The following is a 25,680-nucleotide window of genomic DNA, read 5'->3' on the forward strand; positions in this document are numbered from 1 at the left end:
GTTCCCCTCCGGGTCATGGTCGTGGACGACCATCCGATGTGGCGCGAGGCCGTGGCCCGCGACCTGGCCGAGGCCGGCCACGACGTGGTCGCGACCGCCGGGGAGGGCCGTGCCGCCGTCCGCATCGCCGCCGCCGCTCGCCCGCAGGTCGCCGTGGTCGACCTCCAGCTGCCCGATCTCAGCGGGGTCGAGGTGACCCGCCGCCTGGCCGCCGCCGACCCGCCCGTCCGCGTGCTGGTGCTGTCGGCGAGCGGCGAGCAGCAGGACGTCCTGGAGGCGGTCAAGGCCGGGGCGACCGGCTACCTGCTCAAGTCCGCGGCCCGCGACGAGTTCCTGGACGCCGTCCGGCGGACCGGTGAGGGCGACGCCGTCTTCACCCCCGGGCTCGCCGGCCTCGTCCTCGGCGAGTACCGCCGCCTCGCCGCCGCCCCGGCCCGCGAGGACGACGGCGCCCCGCGGCTGACCGAGCGCGAGACCGAGGTGCTGCGCCTCGTCGCGAAGGGGCTGACGTACAAGCAGATCGCGCAGCGCCTCGTCCTGTCCCACCGGACGGTGCAGAACCACGTGCAGAACACCCTCGGCAAGCTCCAGCTCCACAACCGCGTCGAGCTCGTCCGCTACGCCATCGAGAAGGGCCTCGACGAAGAGGAGTAGCGCGGGGGGCGAACCGCCGTGGCGCCGCCTGCGTCAAATCGCGCAAAAGTGCATCGCGACGGGAGCGCGCCATGGCGGACGAGATCCTGGGCCCCCAGTTGGGGTTCCTCGCGGCCCACATCCTGGTCGGACTCGTGCTTCTGAAGATCCTTCGGGGCCGCCGGGCGGCGGTGAAGCGCGGCACGCCCCCCTTGCGCAGGCTGCACCCGTACGAGGTCGCCTACCTGCACGGCGGCGGGCGGCACGCGATCGCGGCCTCGATCACGGCGCTGCGGCTGGACGGCGCCGTCGACGCCTACGCCGACGGCCGGCTGATGGCCACCGGGCCGTCGGCCTCCGGCCCGCACGCGGCCGGCAAGCCGCTGGACGCGGCCGTCTTCGGGGCGATCGCGGTCGGCCGGGCCGGGACGCTCGCCGAGCTGACGGCCGAGCCCGGCGTGCGCGCGGCGCTCGACCAGCTCCGCGACGGCCTCGTCGCGCTGGGCATGCTGCTCTCGCCGAGCGGGCGCCGCCGGCTGCGGACCCTCCAGCTGGTCATGTTCGGCTGGGTGCTGGTCGGCGGTGTCGCCTTCGTCCTGAGCGACGCCTTCAGCGGGTTCCCGGCCAAGGCCGTTCCGGTGATCGCGCTGATGGGCCTCACCGCCGGCGCTCTCGGCCTCGACACGTCCGGCGAGCGGACGGAGGAGGGCAAGCAGGCCGTGGAGCGGCTCAAGGAGTCCGAGACCGGCCTCGATCCGGAGCACACGCCGTCCTACACCGGGCTGCCGCCCCAGGCCGCGCTCATGGGCGTGGCGCTGTTCGGCACGCCCGCGCTGATGGCGCTCGACCCGACGTTCGCCCAGACCGTGGGGCTCGGCCGCTACCTGGAGATGACCCGGGTCGCGGCCGTCTCCGGGGCCTCGTCGGGGTCGTCCTCCTCGTCGGACGGCTACGTGTGCTCGTCGACCGCCTCGGTGTGCTCGTCGTCCTCCTGCGGTGGCGGCGGCTCGTGCGGCGGCGGAAGCAGCTGCGGCGGCGGGGGCGGCTGCGGGGGAGGCGGAGGCTGCGGCGGTGGCGGAGGCTGCGGCGGTGGGAGCTGACGTGCGGCTGGGCGTGGGGATCGGCTGGCGCCCCGAGATCGCCGGGTTCGTGGGCGCCCTGCCGGGGCTGCGGTTCGCCGAGGTGATCGCCGAGTCGGTGCATCCGGCGGGGCCCGCGCCCGAGCTGCTCGCGCTGCGCGACCGCGGCGCGGTGATCGTCCCGCACGGGGTTCGGCTGTCGCTCGGCGGCGCCGAGCCCGTGGCCGCCGAGCGCGTCGCGCACCTGGCCGCCTGCGCCGAGGCGCTCGGCGCGCCGCTGGTGAGCGAGCACGTCGCGTTCGTCCGCGCGGGCGGCGTCGAGGCCGGGCACCTGCTGCCGGTGCCGCGCACCCGGGCCGCCCTGGACGCGCTGACCGCCAACATCCGCCGCACGCAGGCGGAGCTGCCCGTCCCGCTCGCCTTGGAGCCCATCGCAACGCTCTTCGACTGGCCGGACGCCGAGTTCACCGAGGCCGACTTCCTGACCGAGCTGCTGGAGCGCACCGGTGCCCTCCTGCTGCTGGACGTCGCCAACGTGTACGCCAACGCCCGCAACCGGGGCGAGGACCCCGTCCGCCTCCTCGACCGCCTGCCGCTCGACCGCATCGCCTACTGCCACGTCGCCGGCGGCTCGGAAGAGGGCGGGCGGTACCACGACACGCATGCCGCCGCCGTCCCCGCCGAGGTCCTGGACCTGGTCGGGGAGCTGTGCACGCGGCACCGGCCGCCCGGCCTGCTGCTGGAGCGCGACGGCCGCTACCCGCCCGCCGCGGAGCTGCGGGCCGAGCTGGACGCCATCGCCGCCGCCTCCGGACTGGCGCCCGTCACATGAGCGGATCGGAACGCATGAGCGGATCAGGGGCATGAGCGGGTTCGACGCCGGGCTGGCGGCGGCGCAGGAGGCGCTCGTCCGGGCGATGACGGCGGGCGGGCCGCTCCCGGACGGGTTCGACGCCGGGGCGGTGCGGGCGGCCGCGCACGGGATCCTGCTCAAGCGCGCCGGCGAGGTCGCCCGCGCCTGGCCCGCGCTGGCCGCCTCCCACGGGGCGTCCTGGAAGGGGGCCTTCGCGGCGTGGGCGGCCGAGCGCCCGACGCGCGGCTCCTTCCGGGACGGCTGGGACTTCGCGCGCGAGCACCGGGACCGGCTCGCCGGCGACGCGGCGCGGGAACTGGCGCTGGCCGAGGTCCGGTGGTCCTATGACGGGCGGGAGCCGCCGCGCCCGCGCCGGGCGGCGGTGCGGCGCCTGCCCGGGGGAGCGGCGGTGCTGTTCCGGGGGCGGGTCCGCGTCCTCGGCCGGGGCCCGTCCGGCTGAGGCGGCGGTCCGGGCGAACGGTGTGCCGCCGGCGCCCGCGACGGGCTATGGTCTAGACCAATGTCGGCGCGCCGGGACCTTTCGGAAGGCCCGTGCCGCCGCGTGCGGCGACTAGTCTGGAAACCTCGATCGAGGGAGGAGTCCGGTGGCGGGAGAAGGTGACGGCATGCGCGTCGGAGTGCTGACCGGGGGCGGCGACTGCCCCGGCCTGAACGCGGTGATCCGCGCGGTCGTCCGCAAGGGCGTCCAGGTCTACGGCTACGAGTTCGTCGGGTTCCGGGCCGGCTGGCGCGGGCCGCTCGAAGGCGACACCGTGGCCCTCGACGTCCAGGCCGTGCGCGGGATCCTGCCGCGCGGCGGGACGATCCTCGGCTCCTCGCGGACCAACCCGGTCAAGGTCGAGGGCGGCGTCGAGCGGATCAAGGACAACCTCGCCGGCCTCGGCGTGGACGCGCTGATCGCCATCGGCGGCGAGGACACCCTCGGCGTCGCGCGCGAGCTGTACGCCAACGGCGTCAACGTCGTCGGCGTCCCGAAGACGATCGACAACGACCTGAACGCGACCGACTACACCTTCGGCTTCGACACCGCGGTGAACATCGGCATGGAGGCCGTCGACCGGCTGCACACCACCGCCGAGAGCCACCACCGCGCGCTGATCTGCGAGGTCATGGGCCGGCACGCGGGCTGGATCGCGCTGCACGTCGGCATGGCCGCCGGCGCCAACGTCATCCTCATCCCCGAGCGGCCCTTCGACATCGAGAAGGTCTGCGAGTACGTGGAGAGCCGGTTCAAGACCCGCTACGCGCCGATCATCGTGGTGTCGGAGGGCGCGCACCCGATCGACGGCCAGATGCAGCTGCAGACCGGGGAGCGGGACGCGTTCGGCCACGTCCGGCTCGGCGGCATCGGGCAGGCCCTCGCCGACGAGATCGAGAAGCGCACCGGCAAGGAGGCCCGCGCCACCGTGCTCGGGCACATCCAGCGCGGCGGCACCCCCACCGCGTTCGACCGGGTCCTCGCCACCCGCTTCGGCCTCCAGGCCATCGACGCCGTCAAGGACGGCGACTACGGCAAGATGGTGGCCCTCCAGGGCACGAGCATCATCCGGGTCGGGCTCGACGAGGCCACCAAGGAGCTCAAGACCGTCCCGCTGGAGCGCTACTCCGAGGCCGAGGTCTTCTTCGGCTGATCCGCCCGCGCGGGAACAGGGATTCCGGGTCGCGGTGTTGCCTTCTCTGGGCCACACTGGAAGTTCCCCGCTTCCACCCTGTTCGTCCATCTTGTTCGTTCGACCCTGTTCCCGCCAGGAGGATCCCGCATGACCACGCTCGACACCGCGCCGGCGGACGTCCGGGAGCAGTCGCCGGTCGACGGCGAGCCGTGCGTCCTGCTCAAACTGGGCGAGGTCGTCCTCAAGGGCAAGAACCGCGAGCAGTTCGAGCGCCGCCTCGCCGACAACGTGCGCACCGCCGTCCGGCCGATCGCCCGGGTGGACGTCGTCCGGCGGCACGGCGTCTTCATCGTCCGCAAGAATGATGCCGACCTTGCCACCATGGAGCGGATCGCGCAGCGGATCACCGACGTCATGGGCATCGTGTGGGCGCACCGCGCCTGGCGGGTCGGCAAGGACGTCGCCAGCGTCGAGCGCGCCGCCCTGGAGCTCATGGACGGCCGGACGGGCACGTTCGCCGTCCGGTCGCGGCGCCGCGACAAGCGGTTCCCGATGACCTCCACCGAGCTCGACCGGCACGTCGGCGCGCTCGTCGCCGCCCGCTACGGCCAGCCCGTCCGGCTCAAGGACCCCGAGCACACCCTCTCGATCGAGGTCGACCGCGACGAGGTGTTCGTCTACTCCGGCGGCCTGCCCGGGCAGGGCGGCCTGCCCGTCGGGATGAGCGGCCGCGGCCTGGTGCTGATGTCGGGCGGCATCGACTCGCCCGTCGCCGCGTACCGGATGATGCGCCGCGGCCTGCGGGTCGACTACCTGCACTTCTCCGGCATGCCGTTCACCGGCCCCGAGTCGATCTACAAGGCGTACGCGCTGGTCCGCGAGCTGGACAAGTTCCAGGGCGGGTCCCGGCTGTTCGTCGTGCCGTTCGGCAAGGCGCAGCAGCAGATCAAGTCGTCCGGCGCCGACCGGCTCGCGGTGATCGCGCAGCGCCGGCTGATGCTGCGCACCGGCGAGGTCCTCGCCCGCCGGCTGCGCGGCTCCGCGCTGATCACCGGTGACGCGCTCGGGCAGGTGTCCAGCCAGACCCTCGCCAACATCACCGCGCTGGACGACGCCGTCGAGCTGCCGATCCTGCGGCCCCTCGTCGGCATGGACAAGGTCGAGATCATGGACCAGGCGCGCCGCATCCGGACCCTGCCGATCTCCGAGCTGCCCGACGAGGACTGCTGCACCCTGCTCGCGCCCCGCCGCGCCGAGACCCGGGCCAAGATCGGCGACCTGCGCCAGATCGAGAAGCGCCTCGACGTCGGCGAGCTCGCCGACCAGCTCGCCGCGTCCGTCCAGGAGCACCGCCCCGCCTACGGCGCGGCGTAACCGCAGTCCCGGCCCACTTCGCTCGCCTGGCGGCTCGCTGCGTGACCGTGCCTGGGCGAACGCGGCATCGCTTCGCGATCTGCCCGGTTCCGCTCGCCTCCGGCTTCGCTCCACCGGCCAGGTCACGCGTTCGCGCGCGTGGCGAGGCCAGTTCGAGACAGGTTCCAGGTCGCCTCGCGCCGGGCCGCTTTGATCCGCGCGGTCCGGCGCGCGGCTTCGACATGGGGTTGTCCGATCTCGCCCCGCCGCGGACCGGGGCGCTCCACCCGGCTCGCCTGGCCTGATCTGGCCCGGTGGGCCTGGCCGCCCCGGCCCGGCGGGCCGCCTGGCCGGGCGAGTGCCGGGTGTGCGGGCGGGTGCCGGGTGTGCGGGCGGGTGCCGGGTGTGCGGGCGGGTCAGCGGGCGTCGAAGTCCGTCCGGCGCGGGGGCTCAGGGCCGTCCGGGCCCAGCAGGGTGATCCGCTCGATGCGGACGATCCGGAAGCGGCGCCCCGCGACGGCGATGCCGTTGCGGCGCGTGCGGTCCTCCATCAGCTCCGCCGCCTCGGCGAACCGGGCGACGTCCACCGCGGCCGGGCTCTCCACCGCGGGCACCACGTGCCTGAAGTAGGTGGCCAGCGAGTCGCGGGCCTGCTGCGGCGCGTCGTACAGCCGGCCCACGGGCCGCCAGCGCCGCTCGCCGCGCTCGGCGACGGTGAACGCGGGCGCCAGCGCGACCGGGGTGAGGAACGCGCCGGACGGCTCGCTCCCCGTTGCCGCCGCCGCGTCCAGCACCTGGCAGAGCAGCTCGGCGGTCGCGAGGTCGGACGCCGGGCCGTCCTCCGGCAGCAGCTCGTACGCGCGGGCGGGCGGGACGCGCCCGGCCGCGGGCAGCGGGTCCAGGTCGGTCGGGCGGGGCGGCTCGGGCCCGTCCGGGCCGGTGCGGACCAGCTGCTCGATCCGCACGATCCGGAACCGCCGCCCGCCCGCGGCCACCTCGTCGGCCGGCTCGTGCCGCAGCGTCCGGGCCGCGGCCGCGAGCCCGCGCGCCGCCGCGCCGGAGCCGGGCGCCGCCCGGTCCTCCAGATGGTCGGCGAGGATCTCGCGCGCGCCCTGCGGCAGCGGGTCGAACGGGGTCACGACCTGCCAGCCGCCCGGAACCTGCTCGGCGGCCGCGAACACGGCCCCCAGGGCCACCAGTTCCGGGTAGGCGGACAGGGCGCGGCGGGCATCCGCCAGCAGCACCGTGGCGACCGGGTCGACCCCGTCCAGGTCCTCCGGGAAGAGCCGCCCCCCGGCGTCACCATCTCCCGTCGTCATGCCGGTCATCATCCTCGCCGCGCCGCGCCCGGCCAATGGTTCAGACCAATTCGTTACCGCCCTGTGCGCCCGAGCGGCGGCCGCGCCGCCGCCCGGGCGCCACGAGGACCACGAGGCTCGCCGCCAGCAGCACGAGGCCGCCCAGCGCCGCGCCGCCCAGCCGCTCGCCCAGCAGGGCCGTGCCGAGCACCGCTGCCACCGCCGGCTCCGCGAGGGTCAGGGTCGTCGCCGTCGTGGCGGGCGTCGTGCGCAGGCCCCGGGCGAACAGCAGGTAGCCGCCGCCCGTGGTGACCACGCCGAGGTAGAGCGCGATGAGCGAGCCGCTCCCGGTGAGCAGCCAGCCCGTCGGCCCGGCGAGCAGGACGGGGAGCAGCGGGACGGCCGCCGCCCCGAACAGCGCCGCAGCGACGGCCCGGTCCTCCTCGCCGCGGGTGATGAGGACGGACGCCACCGTCGCGTACACCGCGTACGACAGCCCGGACAGCAGCGCCAGCCCGATGCCGAGCGGCTCGGCGCCCGCGTCCCGGCCGCCGCCGACGAGCAGCGCGCAGCCCGCGACGGCGCCCGCCGTGGCGAGCGTCCACCGCCCGGTCAGGACGGCCCGGCGCGCGAGCAGCCCGAGCACGCCGCTGAACACGGGCGCGCTCCCGATCGTGACGACGGTGCCGACCGCGACGCCGGTACGGCCCGCGGCGACGAAGAACGCCGTCTGGTAGACGGCGATGGAGACCGCGCCGATGCCGACGAGCGGCAGGTTGCGGCGGTCGCCCAGCAGGCGGCGCAGCCCGGCGCCGCCGCGCGTGGACGCGGCGAGGGCCAGCAGCACCAGCCCGCCGATGACGATGCGGACCGCGGCGACCGAGTAGGGGGAGGCGCCGTCCGCGAACGTGCGGACGGTGCCGGTCGTCCCCCAGAGGGCGGCCGCCAGCAGGACGTCGGCGCCGCCGCGCCGGGCGCGGGCGGGCGAAGGCTTTTCGGACGCGCGCCGAAGAGAGGTGTTGTGCGACACGGAGAAGGGCTCCTGGGCTCGAATCGGAGGAGATGGTCCGGATTCGGGGCGCAGGACGGCGCGGCCGGGCGCACGCTCGCGCCGGGCCGTGTCGTGATCAGCAGGGAATGCGGTCGCCGCGCCCCGTCAGGAGCGCGGCGGTCCGCAATCAGGTGCCCAGTAAGCCATGGTTCAGGACGATACCCGCTACCGGGTCAGGCGGGGACGCGCGGTCACGCGGGGACGGCGTCGGGGTCCTCGCTCCTGGTGAGGGAGCGGCCGACGATCGGGGGCAGGTCGCGGACGAGCTTGGCGAGCTCGCGCAGGTCGCCGTCCACCAGGGCCTGCGGGCCGTCGCACAGCGCGGTCTCCGGGTGCGGGTGCACGTCGATGATCACGCCGTCGGCGCCGACCGCGATCGCCGCGCGGGTCAGCGGCAGGACGAGGTCGCGGCTGCCGCCCGAGTGCGACGGGTCCACGATCACCGGCAGGTGGGAGAGGCGCTGCGCCACCGGCACCGCGGAGATGTCGAGGGTGTTGCGGGTCGCGCGCTCGAAGGTGCGGATGCCCCGCTCGCACAGCACGATGTCGAGGTTGCCGCGCTGCGCGACGTACTCGGCGGCCATCAGCCACTCCTCGATCGTCCCGTTCATGCCGCGCTTCAGCATGACCGGCTTGCCGGACTCGCCGGCCGCCTGCAGGAGGGCGAAGTTCTGCGCGTTGCGGGTGCCGATCTGCAGCATGTCGGCGTAGGAGGCGACGAGGTCGACGTCGGCGGCGTCCACGACCTCGGTGACGATCGGCATGCCGGTCTCCTCGCGGACGTCGGCGAGGATCCGCAGCCCCGCCTCCCCGAGGCCCTGGAACGCGTAAGGGGACGTCCGCGGCTTGAACGCGCCCCCGCGCAGCAGCGTCGCGCCCGCGGCCTGCGCCATCTGCGCCGCGCCGAGGGTCTGCTCGGGGGTCTCCACCGCGCACGGGCCGGCGATCAGCGTCATGGTGCCGGGGCCGATGGGCACCCCGCCGACCCGGACGACCGAGCGTTCGCCGTGGTTCTCGCGGCTCACCAGCTTGTAGGGCGCCGAGATACGGATGACGTCGCTGACGCCGCGCATGCCGCGCAGGTTCAGCGTGCCGAACTGCTGGACGTCGCCCACCAGCCCGACGATGGTCCGCTCCACGCCGCGGCTGATGAAGGCGTCGCCTCCCGCCGTCTCGACCAGTGAGACGACGGCTCTGACATCCGCTTCGCTGGCCTCCGGGGCCATGACGACGACCATGGGTGTGCTGCCTCTCCTTCAGGCCCCGGGAAGCCGGTCCGTCCCCGGAACGGCGAAAGCCCCGGGCCGGCCGGCCCGGGGCTTTCGCCTTCGTGGTCTGTCAGCGCAGCGTCTGGCAGACCAGCCGTCCGGGCTGGTCGAGCCAAAAGAAATACACGACGTTGCGCACGGGCCCAAGCGTAGCCGATGTCCGGACGCGCGGCCCGCACGCACCCCGGATATGGCTCAGGTCACGCCGGATGGCAGGATGGCCGCGTCATGACGCACCCCGAACAGTCCGCGCCGCAGCCGGGCGAACTGCCCCCCGGGCAGTACGTCCCCCGGGGCTGGCCCGTCCTGCACTACGGTCCCGTGCCGAAGTTCCGTCCCAAGGACTGGGACTTCCGCGTCTTCGGCGCCACCGAGTCGGGGGAGCAGCACCGCTGGACCTGGGACGAGTTCGACGCGCTGCCGAAGGCCCGGTCGGTCGCCGACTTCCACTGCGTCACCAAGTTCACGATCCCGGGCAACGAGTGGGAGGGCGTCCCCGGCACGGCGATCACGGAGCTGGCGCCGCCCGCGCCCGACGTCACGCACGTCATGGTCTGGGCCGAGTACGGCTACAGCGCCAACATCCGGATGAGCGACTTCCTCGCCGAGGGGACGATGTTCGCCACCCACCACGACGGCGAGCGGCTCACGCCCGACCACGGCTTCCCCCTCCGCATCGTCATCCCGCACCTGTACGCGTGGAAGAGCGTGAAGTGGGTCCGGGGCGTCGAGTACCTGGTGAAGGACCGCCGGGGCTTCTGGGAGGAGCGCGGCTACCACAACGTCGCCGACCCGTGGCGCGAGCAGCGCTACTCCTACCAGGAGGACGAGGGCGAATCGCCCCCGCTGTGATTGGTCCGCCGGGCGGGCCGGCCGCGCGGGCCGAGCGTGTCCCATTCGAGACCTCGGTATATCGGCAACAGCCGCACCCGCGGCGATGATAGCCATTACCGTACGTTTCCATGGACCTACCGTCCGTCACAGATGTCGTGGTGTGCGCCGCGGCGGCCGGGGTCAGCGGGGTCTGGGCGCCGCGCAGGTGGTGCCTCCTGCCGCGGCGCGGGCCCGCCGAGCCCGCGGAGTCGGCGGCGTTCGCCGCCCTGCACCTGATCGCGCACGCCGCGCCCCCGCTGCGGGCCGGGCTCACCGGCGACGCGGCGCGCAGGTCGACCCGGCTGCTGCGGGCGCTGCTCGGCGCCGAGGCGGTCGCGATCGTGGCGGTGCGCCCGCCGGCCGACCCGGACGGCCCCGACGATCCAGGTGATCCCTCCGAGCCGGACGGTCCGGCCCAGGCGGGGGCGGGCGGGCGCGACGCCCCGCGCTTACTGGCCTGGGACGGCGCCGGCCGCGGCGCCCACGCCGACGAGGCGGTCGCGCACGCGCTGCCGGTCCTGGCCTCCGGCCGGCCCCGGGTCATCGCGCCCGAGCCGCTCGCGTGCGGCGACCCGCGCTGCGGCGTCCAGGTGGCGATGGTCGCCCCGCTCACCGTCGAGGGCCGCGTCGAGGGGGCGCTGACCGCGTACTGGCCGAGCCCGTCCACCGCGCGGGTCCGCGCGGTCGGGGAGGCGGCCCGGCTCGTCACCGGCCAGCTCGAACTGGCCGAGCTCGACTCCGCCCGCGTCCGCCTCGCCGAGGCCGAGCTGCGGGCGCTGCGCGCGCAGATCTCCCCGCACTTCGTCTACAACTCGCTGACCACGATCGCCTCGTTCGTCCGCACCGATCCCGAGCGCGCCCGCGGCCTGCTGCTCGACTTCGCCGACTTCGCCCGCTATTCGTTCCGCAACCCGCGCGACTTCACCACGCTCGCCGACGAGCTCCGCTCGATCGACCGCTACCTGCTGTTGGAGCGCGCCAGGTTCGGCGACCGGCTGCGGTGCGACGTCGAGGTCGCGCCGGAGGTCCTGCCGGTCGCCGTTCCGTTCCTGGCGCTCCAGCCGCTCGTGGAGAACGCCGTCCGGCACGGCATGGCGGGCGGGCGCGAGGCGTTCCACATCTCGATCACGGCCCGCGACTCGGGCGCCGAGGCCGCGATCAGCGTCGAGGACGACGGGATCGGCATGGACCCCGAACGGCTCGAGGAGATCCTCTCGGCGCCGCTCGGACGCCCCGGGCCCACCGGCTGGGGGAGCGTGGCGACCCACGACCGGCCGGAGGGCGGCCCCGGCATCGGCCTCGCGAACGTCGACGCGCGCATGCGCCAGGTCTACGGCGAGGAGTACGGGCTCACCGTCGAGACAGCGCTCGGCGCCGGAACCAAGGTCAATCTGCGCGTTCCGAAGTACCGTCCCGGCGTCTTTCCCGACTGAGGGGCGATCCGGGCGACACGCCACTCACTTTTTGGAACCGATTGCGGACAGACGGTAATCGCGGCAAAGTCGCCCTCATGCTTCACGTCCTCGCCGTCGACGATGAACGCCCCGCCCTGGAGGAGCTGACCTACCTGCTCCGCAAGGACCCGCGGATCGGGCGGGTCACCGGGGCGGCGGACGCCTCGTCCGCGCTGCGCGACCTGAGCCGCATGCTCGTCGACGGCGAGCGCCTCGACGCCGTGTTCCTCGACATCCGCATGCCGGGGCTCGACGGGCTCGACTTCACCCGGCTGCTCACCGGGTTCGCCGCGCCGCCGCCCGTGGTGTTCGTGACCGCGCACGACGACTGCGCCGTCGCAGCCTACGAGCTCGGCGCCCTCGACTACCTGCTGAAGCCCGTCCGCCCGGAGCGGCTCGCCGTGGCGGTCGGGCGGGTGGCGTCGGCCGCGCGCCGGACGTCCGGGACCGCGGGGGAGGCCGCCCCCGACCCCGACGACGAGATGATCCCCGTCGAGCTCGGCGGGCGGACGCGCCTGGTGTCCCGCCGCGCGGTGACCCACGTCGAGGCGAAGGGCGACTACGTCCGGCTGCACACCGCCGACGGCGGCTACCTGGTCCGCATGCCGCTGTCGGCGCTCTCCAAGCGGTGGGAGGGGGCGGGCTTCATCCGGATCCACCGCAGCACCCTCGTCGCGGCGGCGCACATCACCGAGCTGCGCTTCGACGGCGGCCGGGCGGCCGTCCAGATCGGCGACGAGCTGCTGCAGGTCAGCCGCCGCCACACCCGCGAGGTCCGCGACCTGTTCGTCCGCAGGTTCCACCAGCCGGACGGGGACCCAGGAGGCCCCGGAGACGCCGGGGAGGGTACCGATGACCGATGAACGCCGCGAGACCGCCGCCGGAGGGGCGGCCGTCCGCCCCCGCGCGCTGCCGGAGGGCGCGGCGCCGGGCACTGCGGAGAGCGCCGGGACCGGCACCGCCGGCGCCGAGGCGCCCGCGGCCGACCAGGCGGACCCCGATCCGCCCGATACCGCCCTGGCCGATCCCGCGCCGTTCGATACGGACCCGGCCGATTCCGACCTGACCGATATCGATGCGGTCCGCGCCGTCCCGCCCCTTCCCGGTCCGCCCATCGGCGCCGCCGAGACCCGCGCCCTCATCCGCACCCAGCTGCGCACCGCCCTCGGCACCGGCGCGTTCGTCATGGCCGTGGTGACGGCGCTCCCGGTGCTGATGGCGCTCGTCCCGGCGGTGGCCCGCGCCCGCGTCCACGGCGTCCCGCTGCCCTGGCTCGTCCTCGCGTTCGGCATCCAGCCGGTCTGGGTCGCGGTGTCGCTCCGCCAGTTCGCCCGGGCCGAGCGCGCCGAGCGCGAACTGGCGAGACCGGCGGGCCGGCGATGACCGCCGTGGCGGTCGCGGCGCTCCTCGCACTGCTGGTGACGACCGCCGCCGTCGGCGCCTACGACCGCCGCTCCGCCTGCGCCGCGGGCGACCTCCTGACCGCCTCCCGGGGCGTCACCCCCTGGCGGAACGCCTCCGCGATCAGTGGCGAGTACCTGTCCGCCGCCGCGTTCCTCGGCACCGCCGGGCTGGTGCTCGCCTACGGCGCCGACATGCTGTGGCTGCCGGTCGCGGCGACCGCCGGATACGTCCTGCTCCTGGCGTTCGTGACCGCACCCCTGCGGAGGTCCGGCGCCTACACCGTCTCCGACTTCGCCGAGTGGAGGCTCGGCTCGCCGGCCGTGCGGCGCATCGTCACCTGCTGCGTCTGCTTCATCGGCTGGTTCTACCTGCTGCCCCAGTTCCAGGGCGCGGGCGTGACGCTGCGCGTGATGACCGGCGCCCCGGTGTGGGCGGGCTGGGCCGTCGTCGTCGCGGTCACGCTGCTGCTGGTCACCTCCGGCGGGATGTACAGCATCACCGCCGTCCAGAGCTTCCAGTTCTGGGTGAAAGTGGTCGCCCTCGCCGTGCCCGCCGCGGCGCTGCTGCTCATGTGGAACATGGACGGCCGCCCCGACCCCGTAGGCGAGGGGCCCGCGCGGTTCGCGCACACCACCCGGGTCCACGTGCGCACCGAGGTCGAGGTGGTCGCCCCCGCCGCCGTCATCGTCACCGCCCGCGGACGCGTGGACGGCGTCCGCCGCGACGGCGGGGCGATGACCCTGACCGCGGGCCGGCACGCCATCGGCCAGGCCACCGAGGTGGTCTTCCCGGCCGGCGCGCCGGTGCCCCATGCCGACCGCCTGCCCGTCCAGGACGGCGAGACCTGGGCCACCCCGTTCGGCCGCGGCCAGGAGCACGGCCTCTACCGCACCTACTCGGCGCTCCTGGGCATCCTGCTCGGCACCATGGGGCTGCCCCACATCCTCATGCGCTTCTACACGAACCCGAGCGGAAGCACCGCCCGCCGCACGGCGGCGCTGGTGCCGGTCCTCCTCGCGCTCTTCTGGGTCTTCCCCGCCATCTACGCGGCCATGGGACGCCTCTACGCGCCCGAACTGCTGATGACCGGCGACACCGACGCGACCGTCCTGCTGCTGCCCCAGCGCGTCCCCGGACCGGCCGGAGCGCTGCTCACCGCGCTGATCACCCTCGGCGCCTTCGCCGCGTTCATCTCCACCTCCTGCGGCCTCGTCGTCGCCATCGCCGGGACGGTCACCCAGTGCGCCCGCCGCAGAGGCACCGCGTCCTTCCGCACCGCCACGGTGCTCGCGCTCGCCGTCCCGCTCGTCCTGCTCCCCAGGATCGGCGCGCAGAGCGCCGCGGGCCTCGTCGCCCTCGCCCTGTGCGTGTCGGCGTGCTCCCTGTGCCCGCTCCTCGTCCTCGCCATCTGGTGGCGCGGCCTGACCGCCGCCGGCGCCGCCGCAGGCCTGCTCGTCGGCGGCGGCCTCGCCGTCGCGGCCGGCGTCCTGCACCTCTACGAGGTCCCCCTGACCGGCTGGCCCGCCGCCGCCGTGGCCGAGCCCGCCGCGCTGGTCGCCCCCGCCGCGTTCGCGGTCATGGTCGCCGTGTCCCTCCTGACCCGCCGCCGCGTCCCCCGCCGCGCCGACCGCGCCCTGACGAGACTGCACCTCCCCGAGGACGTGTACGCGCGTTGAGTCCCGCCTTGCGGCATTTGCGACGCCCCCACCTGCCGCGACCCGGCAGCGGGAACCGCTCGTCCCGCCTCACGGACCGCTCATCGACTGACTACGCTCCGTATATCTCTGACTACACACCGTTCATCGAGTGCCGGGCCGTCTTGGGGCCCACAGGCGGCGCCGCCCCTCTAGTGTTCTCAGTGGCACCACACGCCACACCGCCCAAGGAGGGGCGGGCGGCCCCCCGGCCGCGAACCCTCCCACAAGAGCAAATCCGGAGATCCGGCGCCACATGCCGGATCGTGAGTCGCAGGATCCCGTACCGGGGGGGTGGGATCCCGCGACCTGTGGCTCGGGCGTCGCTGAACAGTCGGGGGGTTGTCCAGCGGCGCCCGAGCTGTTTTTATTGCTTTTTTCTCCTCCTTCGGGCCTGGCGGCCCTCCATCGTCGATAAAAGCGGGCGATCGCTGGCATCGCTCCGTCTCGCCTTGCGGCTCGCTGCGCGATCAGTTTCTTGCTTCGCTCGAAACTGCCTTCGGACGCGATCGCGGCCCCCAGGTTGTCGCGTGGTGCTGTAGTGGCTGAAGTCGTTGCAGTAGTTGGTTGCTGTGGGCGGCCACTGCCGCCTCCCACATGAGTGCGTCCCTCGTCTATCGAGGTACTACGGGCGCTCGCGGCGGTCACGCCCAGAGGCGTCGACCGCAAGGCCGGCTGGGCCAGCGCACTCACAGGGCGGCGACGGCGGCGGAGGCAGCCCTCAGGGCTCGCGGCGGCCGGGTAGCGAACCCACTCCTGCAACGACCTCAGCCGCCAGAGCAACCACGCAACGACCTGAGGCCCGCGATCGCGTCCGAAGGCAGATTCGAGCTTGCGAGAATCTGATCGCGAAGCGAGCCGCAAGGCGAGTCGGAGCGATGCCAGCGATCGCCGCAGTGTTCGACGATGGAGGGCCCTCAGGGCCCGAAGGAGGAGAGCACTGCATTAAACACAGCAGCGAGCCGCAAGGCGAGACGAAGCGATGCCAGCGATCGCCCGCTTTATCGACGATGGAGGGCCGCCAGGCCCGAGGGAGGAGAAAAAGCAATAAGAAAGAGCAATCAGGAACGGAGTCGCTTGAGGGTTTCTATGTCTTTGGCGTGGGGGGCGGGGGCTCGGCCTGGGGTTTCGATTATGAAGGGGACGCCTGTTGTGGCGGGGTGGTTGAAGAGGTCGGCGAAGGGGGGCTCGCCTATTTGGCCGGCGCCTATGTTCTCGTGGCGGTCCTTGGCGGAGGCGCAGGCGTCCTTGGAGTCGTTGGCGTGGACCAGTTTCAGGCGGCCTTCGCCTACAGCGGCCACCAGGGCGTCGAGGGTGTCCTTGGCGCCGCCGGGGGCGGTCAGGTCGTGGCCGGCGGCCCAGGCGTGGCAGGTGTCGAAGCAGACGCCGAGCTTCGGGTGGTGGTCGAGGCGCTCGAAGAAGGGGCCCAGGTCCTGGACCTTGGCGCAGAGCATGTTGTTCTGGCCGGCCATGGGCTCCAGGAGCAGGTCGGGGCCGTCCTCGGGGATCTCGTCGAGGAGGGGGAGGACGTGGTCGCGGATCTGGGCCATGGCCTCGTCGTAGGTCCGGGTCACGGCGGAGCCGGTGTGGACGACGACGCCGCGGGCGCCGATGGCGCGGCCCCGGGTCAGGGAGTGGCGGACGGCCGCCAGCGACTTCTCCAGCGTCTCCGGGGTGGGGGAGCCGAGGTTGACCAGGTACGGGGCGTGCACGTAGACGGGGAGGCCGCCGTCCCGGAGCTTGGCGTCCTCGGCGGGCTTGCCCTCGGGCAGGGCCCAGCCGCGCGGGTTGGAGACGAACACCTGGACCGCCTCGGCGCCGATCTCCGCGGCGTACTTCAGGCCGCCGGTGGCGAGGCCGCCGGCCACGGGCACGTGTGCCCCGACGGGGCTGATGGGTGAGGTCATGGCGCGTTCAGACTAGCCGCTCAGGGACCCCGGACGATCGTGATGGTGGAGCCGCGCGGGGCCTCGCCGCTGTTCGGGGACTGGAAGCGCACGGTGTTGCCGCCGAAGCCCGTCACGTTCACCCGGAAGCCGGAGTCCTCCAGGGCGCGCTTGGCCTCGCCCACGCGGCGGCCGGTCAGGTCCGGGACGGGGACGTTCTGGCTGCCGTCGCCGTCCTTGCAGCCGATGTGGACGTCGCCGACGTCGAGGATGCAGTCGCGCTTGTTGACGACGATGGTGACCTCGTCGCCGCGGGAGACGCCGGTGCCCTCGGACGGGTCCTGGCTGATCACCGTGTCGGGCTGCTTGCCGTCCACCTGCTTCTTCTGGACGGTGACGTTCAGGCCCATGGAGCGCAGCTGGTTGGCGGCGGAGTCGCCGTTCTGGCCGAGGAGGCCGGGCATCGACATGCCGCTGGAGACGACGACGGCGACCGGCTCGTCGGGGGACTGCTTCTCGCCCGCGCCCGGGTCGGTGCTGATGACGTCGCCCCTGGCGACGGTCTGCGAGGGGGTGGTGCTCGTCCGGCCGACGGTGAAGCCCTTGTCCTCCAGGGTCTTCTTGGCGTCGGCGACGGACTTGCCCTCGACGTCGGGCACCTCGCGCGGCGTGATGCCCTTCGACGGCGTGAGCGTGACCGTCTGGCCCTTGGCGACGCGTGCGCCGGCGGGCGGGTCGGACTTGGCGACGCCGCCCTTGTGGACGCGGTCGCTGTAGACCGCCTTGGCGGTGCGCACGTCCAGGCCGTCGGACTCCAGCTGGTCGCGGGCGTCGGCGACCTTCATCCCGATGATCGAGGACGGGACGTGCTCGTACTGGCCGGACGTCTGGTACCAGACGGCCCAGCCGAGGATGACCGCCGCGATCAGCCCGAGGGCGACCATGACGTAGCGGCCGGTCAGGGCGCCGATCGCGCGGTCGGTGCGGGTGGGGCGCGGGACGTACTCGGGCGCCATGGTGTCGGCGTCCAGGAGGGCGGTGCGGCCGTGGGCGGGCGGCGGCGCCTCCAGCACGCTCGTGGCGTTGCGGGACGACTCCTCGACGCGCCGGTCGAAGTCGCGCGGCAGGCCGCCGAACACCTCGGCGACCTCGGCCAGGTACTGGTTCGCGTCCTGCGGGCGGCGGGCCGGGTCGTGGCTCGTGGCGTCGGTGACCAGGGCGTCCACCCGCGCGGGGATGCCGGGGACGACGCTCGACGGCGGCGGCACCGTCTCGTTCACGTGCTTGTAGGCGACGGCGAGGGGCGTGTCGCCCTGGTGCGGCAGCCGCCCGGTCATCAGCTCGAACAGCATGGTCCCGGCGGCGTACACGTCGGAGCGGACGTCGGCGTTGCCGGACAGCACCTGCTCGGGCGCCAGGTAGCCGACCGTTCCGATGATCATGCCGGTCTTGGTCATCTTGCTCGCGGTCTCGGCCCGCGCGAGGCCGAAGTCGGCGACCTTGACCTGGCCGTCCTCGGTGATCAGTACGTTCTCGGGCTTGACGTCGCGGTGCACCAGGCCGGCCCGGTGCGCGGCGCCGAGCGCGGCCAGCACCGGCTGCATGATCTCCAGGGCGGCGCGCGGGCCGAGCCTGCCGAGCGAGTTCAGCGCGTCGCGCAGGGTGCGGCCGGCGACGTACTCCATCACCAGGTAGACGTGCTCGCCGTCGGTGCGCTGGTCGTAGACGGCGACGACGTTCGGGTGGGACAGCGCCGCGGCCGCCTTGGCCTCGCCGATGAAGCGGGCGACGAAGTCCTCGTCGGAGGCGAGCCCCGCGTGCATCACCTTGATCGCGATGATGCGGTCGAGCCGGAGGTCGCGCGCGAGGTAGACCGTGGCCATGCCGCCGCGGGCGATGCGGGACTCAATGCGGTAGCGCCCGTCGAGCACCCGCCCGACGAGTGGATCAGCAACCGTCGTGTCCATCGATGCGAGTTTACGGGGGAATCCCCGCGGATCTCATCAGTCGCGAGTATGAGCATCGACGAGTCCGGAGGGCGACTCCTCCGGGGCGGCGGGTGCGGGAGCGACGGGCGGGACGCGGCGGCGGAGCGTCCGCGTGCTGCGGGAGACGGCCACGCCGGTGAGGCACAGCAGCCCGCCGCCGAGGGTGACCAGGCCGGGGACCTCGTCCAGGAACAGCCACGACATCATGACCACGAGGGCGGGCGCGGCGTAGGTGGTGGCGCCCATCTTCCCGGCGGACGTGCGGGCCAGCGCGTACCCCCAGGTCGTGAACGCGAGCGCGGTCGGGAAGACGCCCAGGTAGACCATGTTGAGGGTGGCGCCCGCGGGGGCGTCCGCGGCCTGCGAGACGAGCTGCCCGGAGAACGGCAGGCAGGCCGCCGCGCCGATCGCGCAGGCGAAGGTGGTGAACTGGAGCGACGACGCGTGCCTCAGCGCCGGCTTCTGGGCGACGACGCCCGCGGCGTAGGTGACCGCGGCCGCCAGGCAGAGCAGCACCCCGCCGACGGACGAGCGGCCCTCGCCCGACATCGACAGCCCCACGACGGCGGCGCCGGTGAACGAGACGGCCATGCCGAGCACCAGCCGGGACGACAGGCCCTCCTTCAGCAGCCAGCCGCCGAGCAGCGCGATGAGGATCGGCCCGATGTTGACGACGAGGGCGGCGGTGCCCGCGTCCACGAGCTGCTCGCCCCAGTTCAGCACGACCATGTAGCAGCCGAACCACAGGAGGCCCGCGGTGACGATGCCGGGCCAGGCCGCCTTGGGCGGCAGGCCCTCGCGCCGGACGAGCCAGAGCGCCCCCAGCACGACCGTCCCGGAAAGGAGGCGGCCGAGGGCGAGCGCGCCGGGGCTGTACTCGTCGCCCGCGCTGCGGATCGCGACGAAGGCCGAGGCCCAGAACACCACCGTGACCGTTGCCGCCGCCACCGCTAGCTTGTCGACGCGCGCGCCGCTTTCCTGCTGCATGTCACGCACCTTAGGTAGGGGATGTTTCCACCGACACCGAAGCGTTTCGCGCGGTTGCGGCTCCGGTGGACGGATTCAGTCTGTGGTGCCCGACATTTCAGGTCTAGCGAATATTTCTACAGGTGGGTCTTTAGCGTCGCTACGACGTCGCCAGGCCCTCGAACGGGGAGGACGCCTGGGCGTAGCGGCGCTTGGGGATGCGTCCGGCGAGCCGCGCGAGCCGCCCCGCCTCGACCGCGTGCCGCATCGCCGCGGCCATCCGCGCCGGGGACTGCGCGCGGGTGACGGCGGTCGCGAGGAGCACCGCGTCGCAGCCGAGCTCCATGGCGAGGGCGGCGTCCGACGCCGTGCCGAGCCCCGCGTCCAGGATCACCGGGACGTTCGCGCGCTCCACGATCAGCTCGATGTTGTGCGGATTGCGGATGCCGAGCCCCGACCCGATCGGGGAGCCGAGCGGCATCACGGCGGCGCAGCCGAGCTGCTCCAGCCGGTGCGCCAGCACCGGGTCGTCGTTGGTGTAGGGCAGGACGGTGAAGCCGTCGTCGACGAGCTGCTCGGCGGCCTCGACCAGCTCGATCGGGTCGGGCAGCAGCGTGCGCTCGTCGGCGATCACCTCCAGCTTGACCCAGTCGGTGCCGAGCGCCTCCCGGGCGAGCTTGGCGGTCAGGACGGCCTCGCCCGCGGTGAAGCAGCCGGCGGTGTTCGGCAGCACCCGGATGCCGCACTCGGCCAGCACGTCCAGCACCGAGCCGCGCGCGGCCGGGTCCACCCGGCGCATCGCGACCGTGGTGAGCGCGGTCCCCGACGCGGTGAGCGCCTCGCGCAGCACCGCCATGCTGGGCGCCCCGCCCGTGCCCATGATCAGCCGCGAGTCCAGCTCCTCGCCCGCGATGACCAGCCCGTCGGTGCCGGTGTTCCCTGTGCCGCTGTTCCTCGTGTCCATCCTCACCCTCCCTGGACCGCGGTCAGCACCTCGACGCGGTCGGCGTCCTTCAGGGGCGTGGCCTCCCAGGCCGAGCGCCGGACGACCTCGTCGTTCAGCGCCGCGGCCACGCCCGTCGCCGCGGCCGTGACGGACGCGACGACCTCGGCCACGCTCGCGCCCTCGGGCAGCTCGCGCGGCTCACCGTTGACGATCACCTTCATGCGCTCACCTCGGGGGAGAAGCGGTCGGGGGCGAACGGCCCGGCGACCTCGGGGACGGGCCCGTCCAGCAGCATCGCGGACAGGATGTCGGCGCTCACCGGCGTGAGCAGGATGCCGTTGCGGAAGTGCCCGGTGCCGACGAACAGCCCGGCCAGCGCGGTCGGCCCCATCACGGGCGCGTTGTCGGGGGAGCCGGGCCGCAGCCCGGCGGTGACCTCCGCGAACTCCAGCTCGGTGATGCCGGGCAGCAGCTCGCGGGCGTCGCGCAGCAGCTCCCACAGCCCGCCGGCGGTGACGCGCGTGTCGAAGCCCAGCTCCTCCTGCGTGGCGCCGAGGACGATCTCGCCGTCCGGGCGCGGCACCAGGTAGACCGAGGATCCCCGGACGAGGCCGCGGGTAGGCCGCCGCAGGAACGGCGTCCGGGTGCGCAGCCGGATCACCTGCCCCTTCACCGGGCGGACGGGTGGAACGGTCCCGAGGGGCAGCCCGCCGACGTCGCCCGACCACGGGCCCGCGGCCAGCAGCACCCGGTCCGCGCGGATCACGGTGCCGTCGTCCAGGCCGACTCCGACGGCCGCGTCGTTCTCGACGACGACGCGCGCGGCCCGCCGCCGGACGAGCCGGACGCCCAGCCGCTCGCACGCGGCCAGCAGCGCGGGGGCGAGCCTGCGGGGGTCGACCGATCCGTCCCGCGGAGCGAGCAGGCCGCCGCGCACGCCGGGCGCGAGCATCGGCTCCAGCCGCCGGCACTCCCGGCCGGTGAGCGCCTCCGCGGGGATGCCGAGGTGCTCCTGGAAGCGGCGCAGGTCGTCCAGGTACCGCAGGTCGTCGGAGTCGAACGCGACCTCGATGATCCCGTCGGTGCGGTAGCCGGTCTCCAGGCCGGTCAGCTCCTCCAGCTCCGCGACGAACGCGCCGTAGCGGTCGCGGGAGGCGAGGCCGAGCCGCAGCAGCGGCTCCTCGCCGTAGGTCAGCTCGCTGACGGGGGTCAGCATGCCCGCCGCGACGGAGGAGGCGCCCGACGCGGGCGCGGGGTCGACGAGGGTGACGGCGGCGCCGCCGGCGGCGGTGCGCCAGGCGGTGGCCAGGCCGACCACCCCGGCGCCGATGATCGCTATCTCCATGCGCGCTCCCTTCGCCGGCATGATCCGGATCAGGTCCTGGCGGTCGGCGGCCCGTTCAGCCGCCCTCTCAGCCCGGTCGCACCGGACTCCCGCGCTTTGTTCTGTTCTGTGCAGGTTTCTGCTCGTCACCACCTTACGACCTCGGGGGAGCGGGCGGCTGATTGGACACCTGTCCACCCACCTGTCCGTCCGCGGAACGCGGGCCGTTAATGTGGCCTTCCATGGACAGGGTCATCGTCGTGGGTGGTGGGCTGGCCGGCGTGCGCGCCGTGGAGGCCCTGAGGAGCAAGGGGTACGAGGGCGCGCTGACCCTCCTGTCGGCGGAACGGCACCGGCCCTACGACCGGCCGCCGCTGTCGAAGGCCGTCCTCGCGGGAGAGTCCGACGACACGACCGTGGACGCCGACTGGGACGCGCTGCGCTGCGAGCTGCTGCTCGGCGAGCGCGCCACCGGTCTGCGGCTGGACGAGCCCGGACGCGGCGGGACGGTGGCCTCCACGGCGGGCGACCTCCCCTTCGACGGCCTGGTGATCGCGACCGGCGCCGCCCCGATCACCCTGCCCGGGGACGGGCGCCAGCACGTGCTGCGCACCATCGACGAGGCCCGCGACCTGCGCGCCCGGCTCGTCCCGGGCGCCCGCATCGTGATCGTCGGGGCGGGCTGGATCGGCGCCGAGGTCGCCACCACCGCGGCCCGCAAGGGCTGCGCGGTCACCGTCGTCGAGGCGGCCGACACGCCCCTGGCGGGCGCGGTCGGGCCCGAGGTCGGCGCGCTCACCGCCCCCTGGTACGCGGAGGCCGGCGTCGAGCTGCGGACCGGGGTCAAGGTCGCCGAGGTGCGCGAGGGCGGCCTCGCCCTCGCCGGGGGCGGGCGCATCGACGCCGACGAGGTGGTAGTGGGCATCGGGGTCAGGCCCGTCCTGTCGTGGCTTGAGGGCTCGGGGCTGCTGCTGGAGCGCGGCGTCGTGACCGACGGCTCGTTCCGGACCTACGCGGGCGAGGAGGCCCCCGGCGCGCTGCGCCCGGACGTCGTCGCGGTCGGCGACTGCGCCGCCTGGTGGTCGCACCGGTACGGCCGGCGGCTCCTCGTCGAGCACTGGGACACCGCCCTGAACGCCCCCGAGACCGCCGCCCTGGCCCTCCTCGGCCGGGAGGCCGTCTACGACGCCGCCCCGTACTTCTGGTCGGAGCAGTTCGGGCGCATGGTCCAGTACGCGGGCGACCACTCGGCGTCCGAGCGGCTCGTGCGCCGGGGCGACCCGTCCGGCCGCAAGTGGGCGCTGGTGTGGCTGACCGGCGACCGCCTCGACGCGGTCCTCACCGTCGACCGGCCCCGCGACCTGGTGCAGGCGCGGCGGGTGATCGCGGCGGGGACGCCCGTGGATCCGGAGGCGATCGCCGACCCGGACGTGCCCGTCCGGCAGGCCGTTCGCGGATAGCGATCGGCGATGGAGGGTAACGGCTGCGCACCGGGTTTGAGTCTTCCGAAGGCGTGGTAGCAAGGGGGCGTGACGCAGATGCACGCAACCGTTGACAGCGCACTGGACCCCCGCACCGACGCCCTGGCCGGCGAGTGGCTCACCCTCAAGGAGACCGCCGACAGGCTCGGGATCAAGCCCAACCGGATCAAGCAGCTCATCCACGAGCACCGCATCCTCGCGGTGCGCCGGGGCGGGGAGCCGATGGTCCCCGCGGCCTTCATCAAGGACGGCCAGGTCATGAAGGGTCTGCCCGGCACGCTGACCCTCCTGTCGGACGCCGGCTTCGACGACGCCGAGACGATCCGGTGGCTGTTCACGGCCGACGACACGCTGCCGGGGACGCCGGTGGACGCGCTCACCGAGAACCGGGGGACCGAGGTCCGCCGCCGCGCCCAGGCGCTCGCCTTCTAGGCCGCCTCCGGCGCCGTACGACGCACGTGACACGATCGCGGGGTCGCGCGCGGGAGGTCAGCACGCGCGCGATCCCTTGATCATCTGTCGAAAGGACGTTCCCCGGCCGTGTCCAGGCATCTCCCGTCCGAGCACGCCGTCGCGCTGCGCGCCCGGCTCAGCCGCGCCCGCCTCTACCTCTGCACGGACGCGCGGGAGCGCCAGGGGGACCTGCCGGCCTTCCTCGACGCCGTGCTCGCGAACGGCGTCGACATCGTCCAACTCCGCCAGAAGGGCCTGGAGGCCCGGCAGGAGACGGCCCACCTGGAGGTGTTCCGCGCGGCGTGCGAGCGGCACGGGGCGCTGCTGGCCGTCAACGACCGCGCCGACATCGCGCACGCCGTCGGCGCGGACGTGCTGCACCTCGGCCAGGACGACCTGCCCGTGCCCGCCGCCCGCGAGATCGTCGGGGGCGACATGCTGATCGGCCGGTCGACGCACTCCGGGGAGCAGGCGTCGGCGGCGGCGGCCGAGCCCGGCGCCGACTACTTCTGCGCGGGCCCGGTGTGGCCCACGCCGACCAAGCCCGGCCGTCCCGCGCCCGGCCCCAAGCTGCTGGAGTACGTCGCGGCGCAGCGCGTCGCGCGGCCGTGGTTCGCGATCGGCGGCATCGACCTCGGCAACCTGGACGAGGTCCTCGCCGCGGGCGCGGAGCGCGTCGTGGTGGTCCGGGCGATCACCGAGGCCGGTGACCCGGGCGCCGCCGCGGCGGAGTTCGCGCGCCGGCTGGCCGCCCGGCCGCTCGGCACGGCCTGACCGGAACGATCGGAACAGCACGGGCGGATCCGTGCGAATTGCCGCGGATCACGGTGCGGACTCCGGCCGGATCGCCGACAATGGGGATCATGAGCGTGGGACCCGACGACGACCGCACGGTCGAGCTGGACGACGACCTGGAGATCCTGCCGGACCAGACGTCCGACGACACCGACACCGGGTGGGGCGAGTGGCGCGCCGGCGGCGACGACGACTCGCGCCTGCTGGAGGACCGCCCGCCGCACTGGTGACGGGCCCTTCTGCTCGGACCGGGACGCCGCTCAGACCAGGACGCCGAGCAGGAACCCGGCCGCCACGACGGCGCCGAGCGCGACCATCATCCGCCACCGGTAGCGCGGGATCCGCGTCGGGCGCGGCTTCGGCGCCGGGGCCTGCCCCTCGCGCAGCGCCCGGACGATCTGCGGCGCCGTCGGGCGCGCGGCGGGGTTCTTGTCCAGGCAGCGGGCCGCGAGCTCGCGCAGCGGGCCCTCCATGTCGCCGAGGTCGGGCCGGCGCGACGTCACGCGCCGCATCACGGCCGCGCTCGGCCCGGTCCCGAACGGCGGCCGCCCCGTCGCGGCGAACACCATCGTGGCGCCCCACGCGAACACGTCGGCGGGCGGCCCGACCGGCTCGTCCTCGATCTGCTCGGGCGCCATGTAGGCGGGCGTCCCGACCGGGCCGGTGGTCAGCGGGGTCGCGTCGGCGGTGCGGGCGATGCCGAAGTCGATGACCTTGGCGCCGTCCGGGCCGAGCAGCACGTTCCCGGGCTTGAAGTCGCGGTGCACGATCCCGGCGCGGTGGATCGCGGCGAGCGCGGCGGCGGTGCGCAGCGCGAGCTTGCGGAGCCGCGGCGGGGCGAGCGGGCCGCGGTCGGCGACGACGTCCTGGAGCGAGGGCCCCTCGACGAACTCGCTGACGATGTAGGGGCGGTCGCCGGTCATGTCGGCGTCCAGGACGCGGGCCGTGTGCCGCCCGGAGACCCGCAGGGCCGCGTCCGCCTCCTTGACGAAGCGGCTGCGCGCCCGCTGCCCGGCCGCGACGCCGCCGCGCAGCAGCTTGACGGTGACGAGTTCGCCGTCGCCGTCCCGGCCGAGGTAGACGACGCCCTGGCCGCCCTCGCCGAGGCGTCCGAGCAGCGTGTACTCGCCGAGGCCGCGCGGGTCGTCGGGACCGAGCGGGGCGTCGGGCCGGTGGTCGCAGCCGTGCGCGGGCCGGGACGCGCCGCGTCCGGGCCCGGGGCGCGCCGCGGCGGGCCGGCCGGCGTG

Annotated in this window: 25 protein-coding genes and 1 riboswitch; of the genes, 15 read left to right on the plus strand and 10 right to left on the minus strand. The window is 74.4% G+C overall.

The features are described 5' to 3' along the window. The first annotated feature begins 15 nt into the window (after positions 1 to 15). From ABWI07_RS35820 to thiI, 6 genes are all read left to right on the plus strand, one after another. Positions 16 to 654: a response regulator gene (locus ABWI07_RS35820; RefSeq protein ID WP_149258019.1), complete on the plus strand. Its 639-nt coding sequence runs from the start codon at positions 16 to 18 to the stop codon at positions 652 to 654. 71 nt (positions 655 to 725) lie between these two features. Further along, entirely contained in the window at positions 726 to 1,733 is a 1,008-nt protein-coding gene (locus tag ABWI07_RS35825) for a TIGR04222 domain-containing membrane protein (protein WP_353821282.1), read from the plus strand. Beyond that, the gene (locus ABWI07_RS35830; RefSeq protein ID WP_353821283.1) at positions 1,723 to 2,544 is read left to right on the plus strand and encodes an MbnB/TglH/ChrH family RiPP precursor modification enzyme; all 822 of its coding nucleotides are present in this window, start codon (positions 1,723 to 1,725) and stop codon (positions 2,542 to 2,544) included. The genes ABWI07_RS35825 and ABWI07_RS35830 overlap by 11 nt, the downstream gene beginning before the upstream one ends. 31 nt (positions 2,545 to 2,575) lie before the next feature. Further along, the gene (locus tag ABWI07_RS35835) at positions 2,576 to 3,025 is read left to right on the plus strand and encodes an SCO6045 C-terminal-like domain-containing protein (protein WP_353821284.1); all 450 of its coding nucleotides are present in this window, start codon (positions 2,576 to 2,578) and stop codon (positions 3,023 to 3,025) included. 166 nt (positions 3,026 to 3,191) lie between these two features. Beyond that, positions 3,192 to 4,217 (plus strand): 6-phosphofructokinase, encoded by a 1,026-nt coding sequence (locus ABWI07_RS35840; protein WP_149257407.1) that lies wholly within the window; start codon positions 3,192 to 3,194, stop codon positions 4,215 to 4,217. A gap of 129 nt (positions 4,218 to 4,346) precedes the next feature. Next, entirely contained in the window at positions 4,347 to 5,573 is a 1,227-nt protein-coding gene (gene thiI / locus ABWI07_RS35845) for a tRNA uracil 4-sulfurtransferase ThiI (RefSeq protein WP_353821285.1), read from the plus strand. Positions 5,574 to 5,968: 395 nt separating this feature from the next. On the opposite strand, the gene ABWI07_RS35850 is transcribed toward thiI, so the two are convergent. The 3 genes from ABWI07_RS35850 to aroF all read right to left on the minus strand — a co-directional run bounded on the left by ABWI07_RS35850 (position 5,969) and on the right by aroF (position 9,139). Beyond that, on the minus strand, positions 5,969 to 6,871 hold the full coding sequence (locus tag ABWI07_RS35850; RefSeq protein WP_353821286.1) for a DUF5954 family protein: 903 nt from the start codon (positions 6,869 to 6,871) through the stop codon (positions 5,969 to 5,971). Between the two features lie 40 nt (positions 6,872 to 6,911). Continuing rightward, a complete protein-coding gene (locus ABWI07_RS35855; protein ID WP_149257404.1) occupies positions 6,912 to 7,880 on the minus strand; it encodes a DMT family transporter in 969 nt (322 codons plus the stop codon). A gap of 212 nt (positions 7,881 to 8,092) precedes the next feature. Then, positions 8,093 to 9,139, minus strand: a complete 1,047-nt coding sequence (gene aroF, locus ABWI07_RS35860) for a 3-deoxy-7-phosphoheptulonate synthase (RefSeq protein ID WP_353821287.1) — start codon at positions 9,137 to 9,139, stop codon at positions 8,093 to 8,095. A 258-nt stretch (positions 9,140 to 9,397) separates the two neighbouring features. Here aroF and ABWI07_RS35865 point away from each other — a divergent pair, with 258 nt between their 5' ends. The 5 genes from ABWI07_RS35865 (at position 9,398) to ABWI07_RS35885 (ending at position 14,576) form a co-directional block, all read left to right on the plus strand. Then, the gene (locus ABWI07_RS35865; RefSeq protein ID WP_149257402.1) at positions 9,398 to 10,021 is read left to right on the plus strand and encodes a sulfite oxidase-like oxidoreductase; all 624 of its coding nucleotides are present in this window, start codon (positions 9,398 to 9,400) and stop codon (positions 10,019 to 10,021) included. Between the two features lie 110 nt (positions 10,022 to 10,131). Continuing rightward, the gene (locus ABWI07_RS35870) at positions 10,132 to 11,475 is read left to right on the plus strand and encodes a histidine kinase (protein WP_353821288.1); all 1,344 of its coding nucleotides are present in this window, start codon (positions 10,132 to 10,134) and stop codon (positions 11,473 to 11,475) included. Between the two features lie 77 nt (positions 11,476 to 11,552). Next, positions 11,553 to 12,359 carry a LytR/AlgR family response regulator transcription factor gene (locus tag ABWI07_RS35875; protein ID WP_149257400.1) on the plus strand — a complete coding sequence of 269 codons (807 nt, stop codon included), beginning with the start codon at positions 11,553 to 11,555 and terminating at the stop codon, positions 12,357 to 12,359. Next, a complete protein-coding gene (locus tag ABWI07_RS35880; protein ID WP_160160847.1) occupies positions 12,349 to 12,879 on the plus strand; it encodes a hypothetical protein in 531 nt (176 codons plus the stop codon). The genes ABWI07_RS35875 and ABWI07_RS35880 overlap by 11 nt, the downstream gene beginning before the upstream one ends. Beyond that, a complete protein-coding gene (locus ABWI07_RS35885; protein WP_149257398.1) occupies positions 12,876 to 14,576 on the plus strand; it encodes a sodium:solute symporter family transporter in 1,701 nt (566 codons plus the stop codon). The genes ABWI07_RS35880 and ABWI07_RS35885 overlap by 4 nt, the downstream gene beginning before the upstream one ends. 1,079 nt (positions 14,577 to 15,655) lie before the next feature. Here the strand turns inward: ABWI07_RS35885 and ABWI07_RS35890 are convergent. The 6 genes from ABWI07_RS35890 to thiO all read right to left on the minus strand — a co-directional run bounded on the left by ABWI07_RS35890 (position 15,656) and on the right by thiO (position 21,725). Then, entirely contained in the window at positions 15,656 to 16,501 is an 846-nt protein-coding gene (locus ABWI07_RS35890) for a deoxyribonuclease IV (protein ID WP_353821289.1), read from the minus strand. A gap of 20 nt (positions 16,502 to 16,521) precedes the next feature. Then, positions 16,522 to 18,447, minus strand: coding sequence for a Stk1 family PASTA domain-containing Ser/Thr kinase (pknB, locus tag ABWI07_RS35895; RefSeq protein ID WP_353821290.1), 1,926 nt, complete (start codon positions 18,445 to 18,447; stop codon positions 16,522 to 16,524). 36 nt (positions 18,448 to 18,483) lie between these two features. Beyond that, positions 18,484 to 19,455 carry a DMT family transporter gene (locus ABWI07_RS35900; protein WP_149257395.1) on the minus strand — a complete coding sequence of 324 codons (972 nt, stop codon included), beginning with the start codon at positions 19,453 to 19,455 and terminating at the stop codon, positions 18,484 to 18,486. 139 nt (positions 19,456 to 19,594) lie between these two features. Continuing rightward, positions 19,595 to 20,398: a thiazole synthase gene (locus ABWI07_RS35905; RefSeq protein WP_149257394.1), complete on the minus strand. Its 804-nt coding sequence runs from the start codon at positions 20,396 to 20,398 to the stop codon at positions 19,595 to 19,597. A gap of 2 nt (positions 20,399 to 20,400) precedes the next feature. Beyond that, positions 20,401 to 20,601: a sulfur carrier protein ThiS gene (gene thiS / locus ABWI07_RS35910; protein WP_149257393.1), complete on the minus strand. Its 201-nt coding sequence runs from the start codon at positions 20,599 to 20,601 to the stop codon at positions 20,401 to 20,403. Next, the gene (gene thiO / locus ABWI07_RS35915; protein ID WP_353821291.1) at positions 20,598 to 21,725 is read right to left on the minus strand and encodes a glycine oxidase ThiO; all 1,128 of its coding nucleotides are present in this window, start codon (positions 21,723 to 21,725) and stop codon (positions 20,598 to 20,600) included. The genes thiS and thiO overlap by 4 nt, the downstream gene beginning before the upstream one ends. Continuing rightward, positions 21,715 to 21,828, minus strand: a riboswitch (TPP riboswitch). (Overlaps the previous gene by 11 nt.) 118 nt (positions 21,829 to 21,946) lie before the next feature. Between thiO and ABWI07_RS35920 the strand changes: the two genes are divergently transcribed. The 4 genes from ABWI07_RS35920 (at position 21,947) to ABWI07_RS35935 (ending at position 24,663) form a co-directional block, all read left to right on the plus strand. Next, complete coding sequence (locus ABWI07_RS35920) at positions 21,947 to 23,164, plus strand: NAD(P)/FAD-dependent oxidoreductase (protein WP_353821292.1); 1,218 nt, start codon at positions 21,947 to 21,949, stop codon at positions 23,162 to 23,164. Between the two features lie 78 nt (positions 23,165 to 23,242). After that, entirely contained in the window at positions 23,243 to 23,617 is a 375-nt protein-coding gene (locus ABWI07_RS35925; protein ID WP_353821293.1) for an Rv2175c family DNA-binding protein, read from the plus strand. A gap of 108 nt (positions 23,618 to 23,725) precedes the next feature. Continuing rightward, the gene (gene thiE / locus ABWI07_RS35930; RefSeq protein ID WP_149257389.1) at positions 23,726 to 24,412 is read left to right on the plus strand and encodes a thiamine phosphate synthase; all 687 of its coding nucleotides are present in this window, start codon (positions 23,726 to 23,728) and stop codon (positions 24,410 to 24,412) included. 89 nt (positions 24,413 to 24,501) lie between these two features. After that, on the plus strand, positions 24,502 to 24,663 hold the full coding sequence (locus ABWI07_RS35935) for a hypothetical protein (RefSeq protein ID WP_200841674.1): 162 nt from the start codon (positions 24,502 to 24,504) through the stop codon (positions 24,661 to 24,663). A 30-nt stretch (positions 24,664 to 24,693) separates the two neighbouring features. Here the strand turns inward: ABWI07_RS35935 and ABWI07_RS35940 are convergent. Further along, on the minus strand, positions 24,694 to 25,680 hold a 987-nt coding region (locus ABWI07_RS35940), incomplete at its 5' end, for a serine/threonine-protein kinase (protein WP_353821294.1).

The organism is Actinomadura sp. NPDC000600, assembly GCF_040492135.1.
Lineage (GTDB): Bacteria > Actinomycetota > Actinomycetes > Streptosporangiales > Streptosporangiaceae > Spirillospora.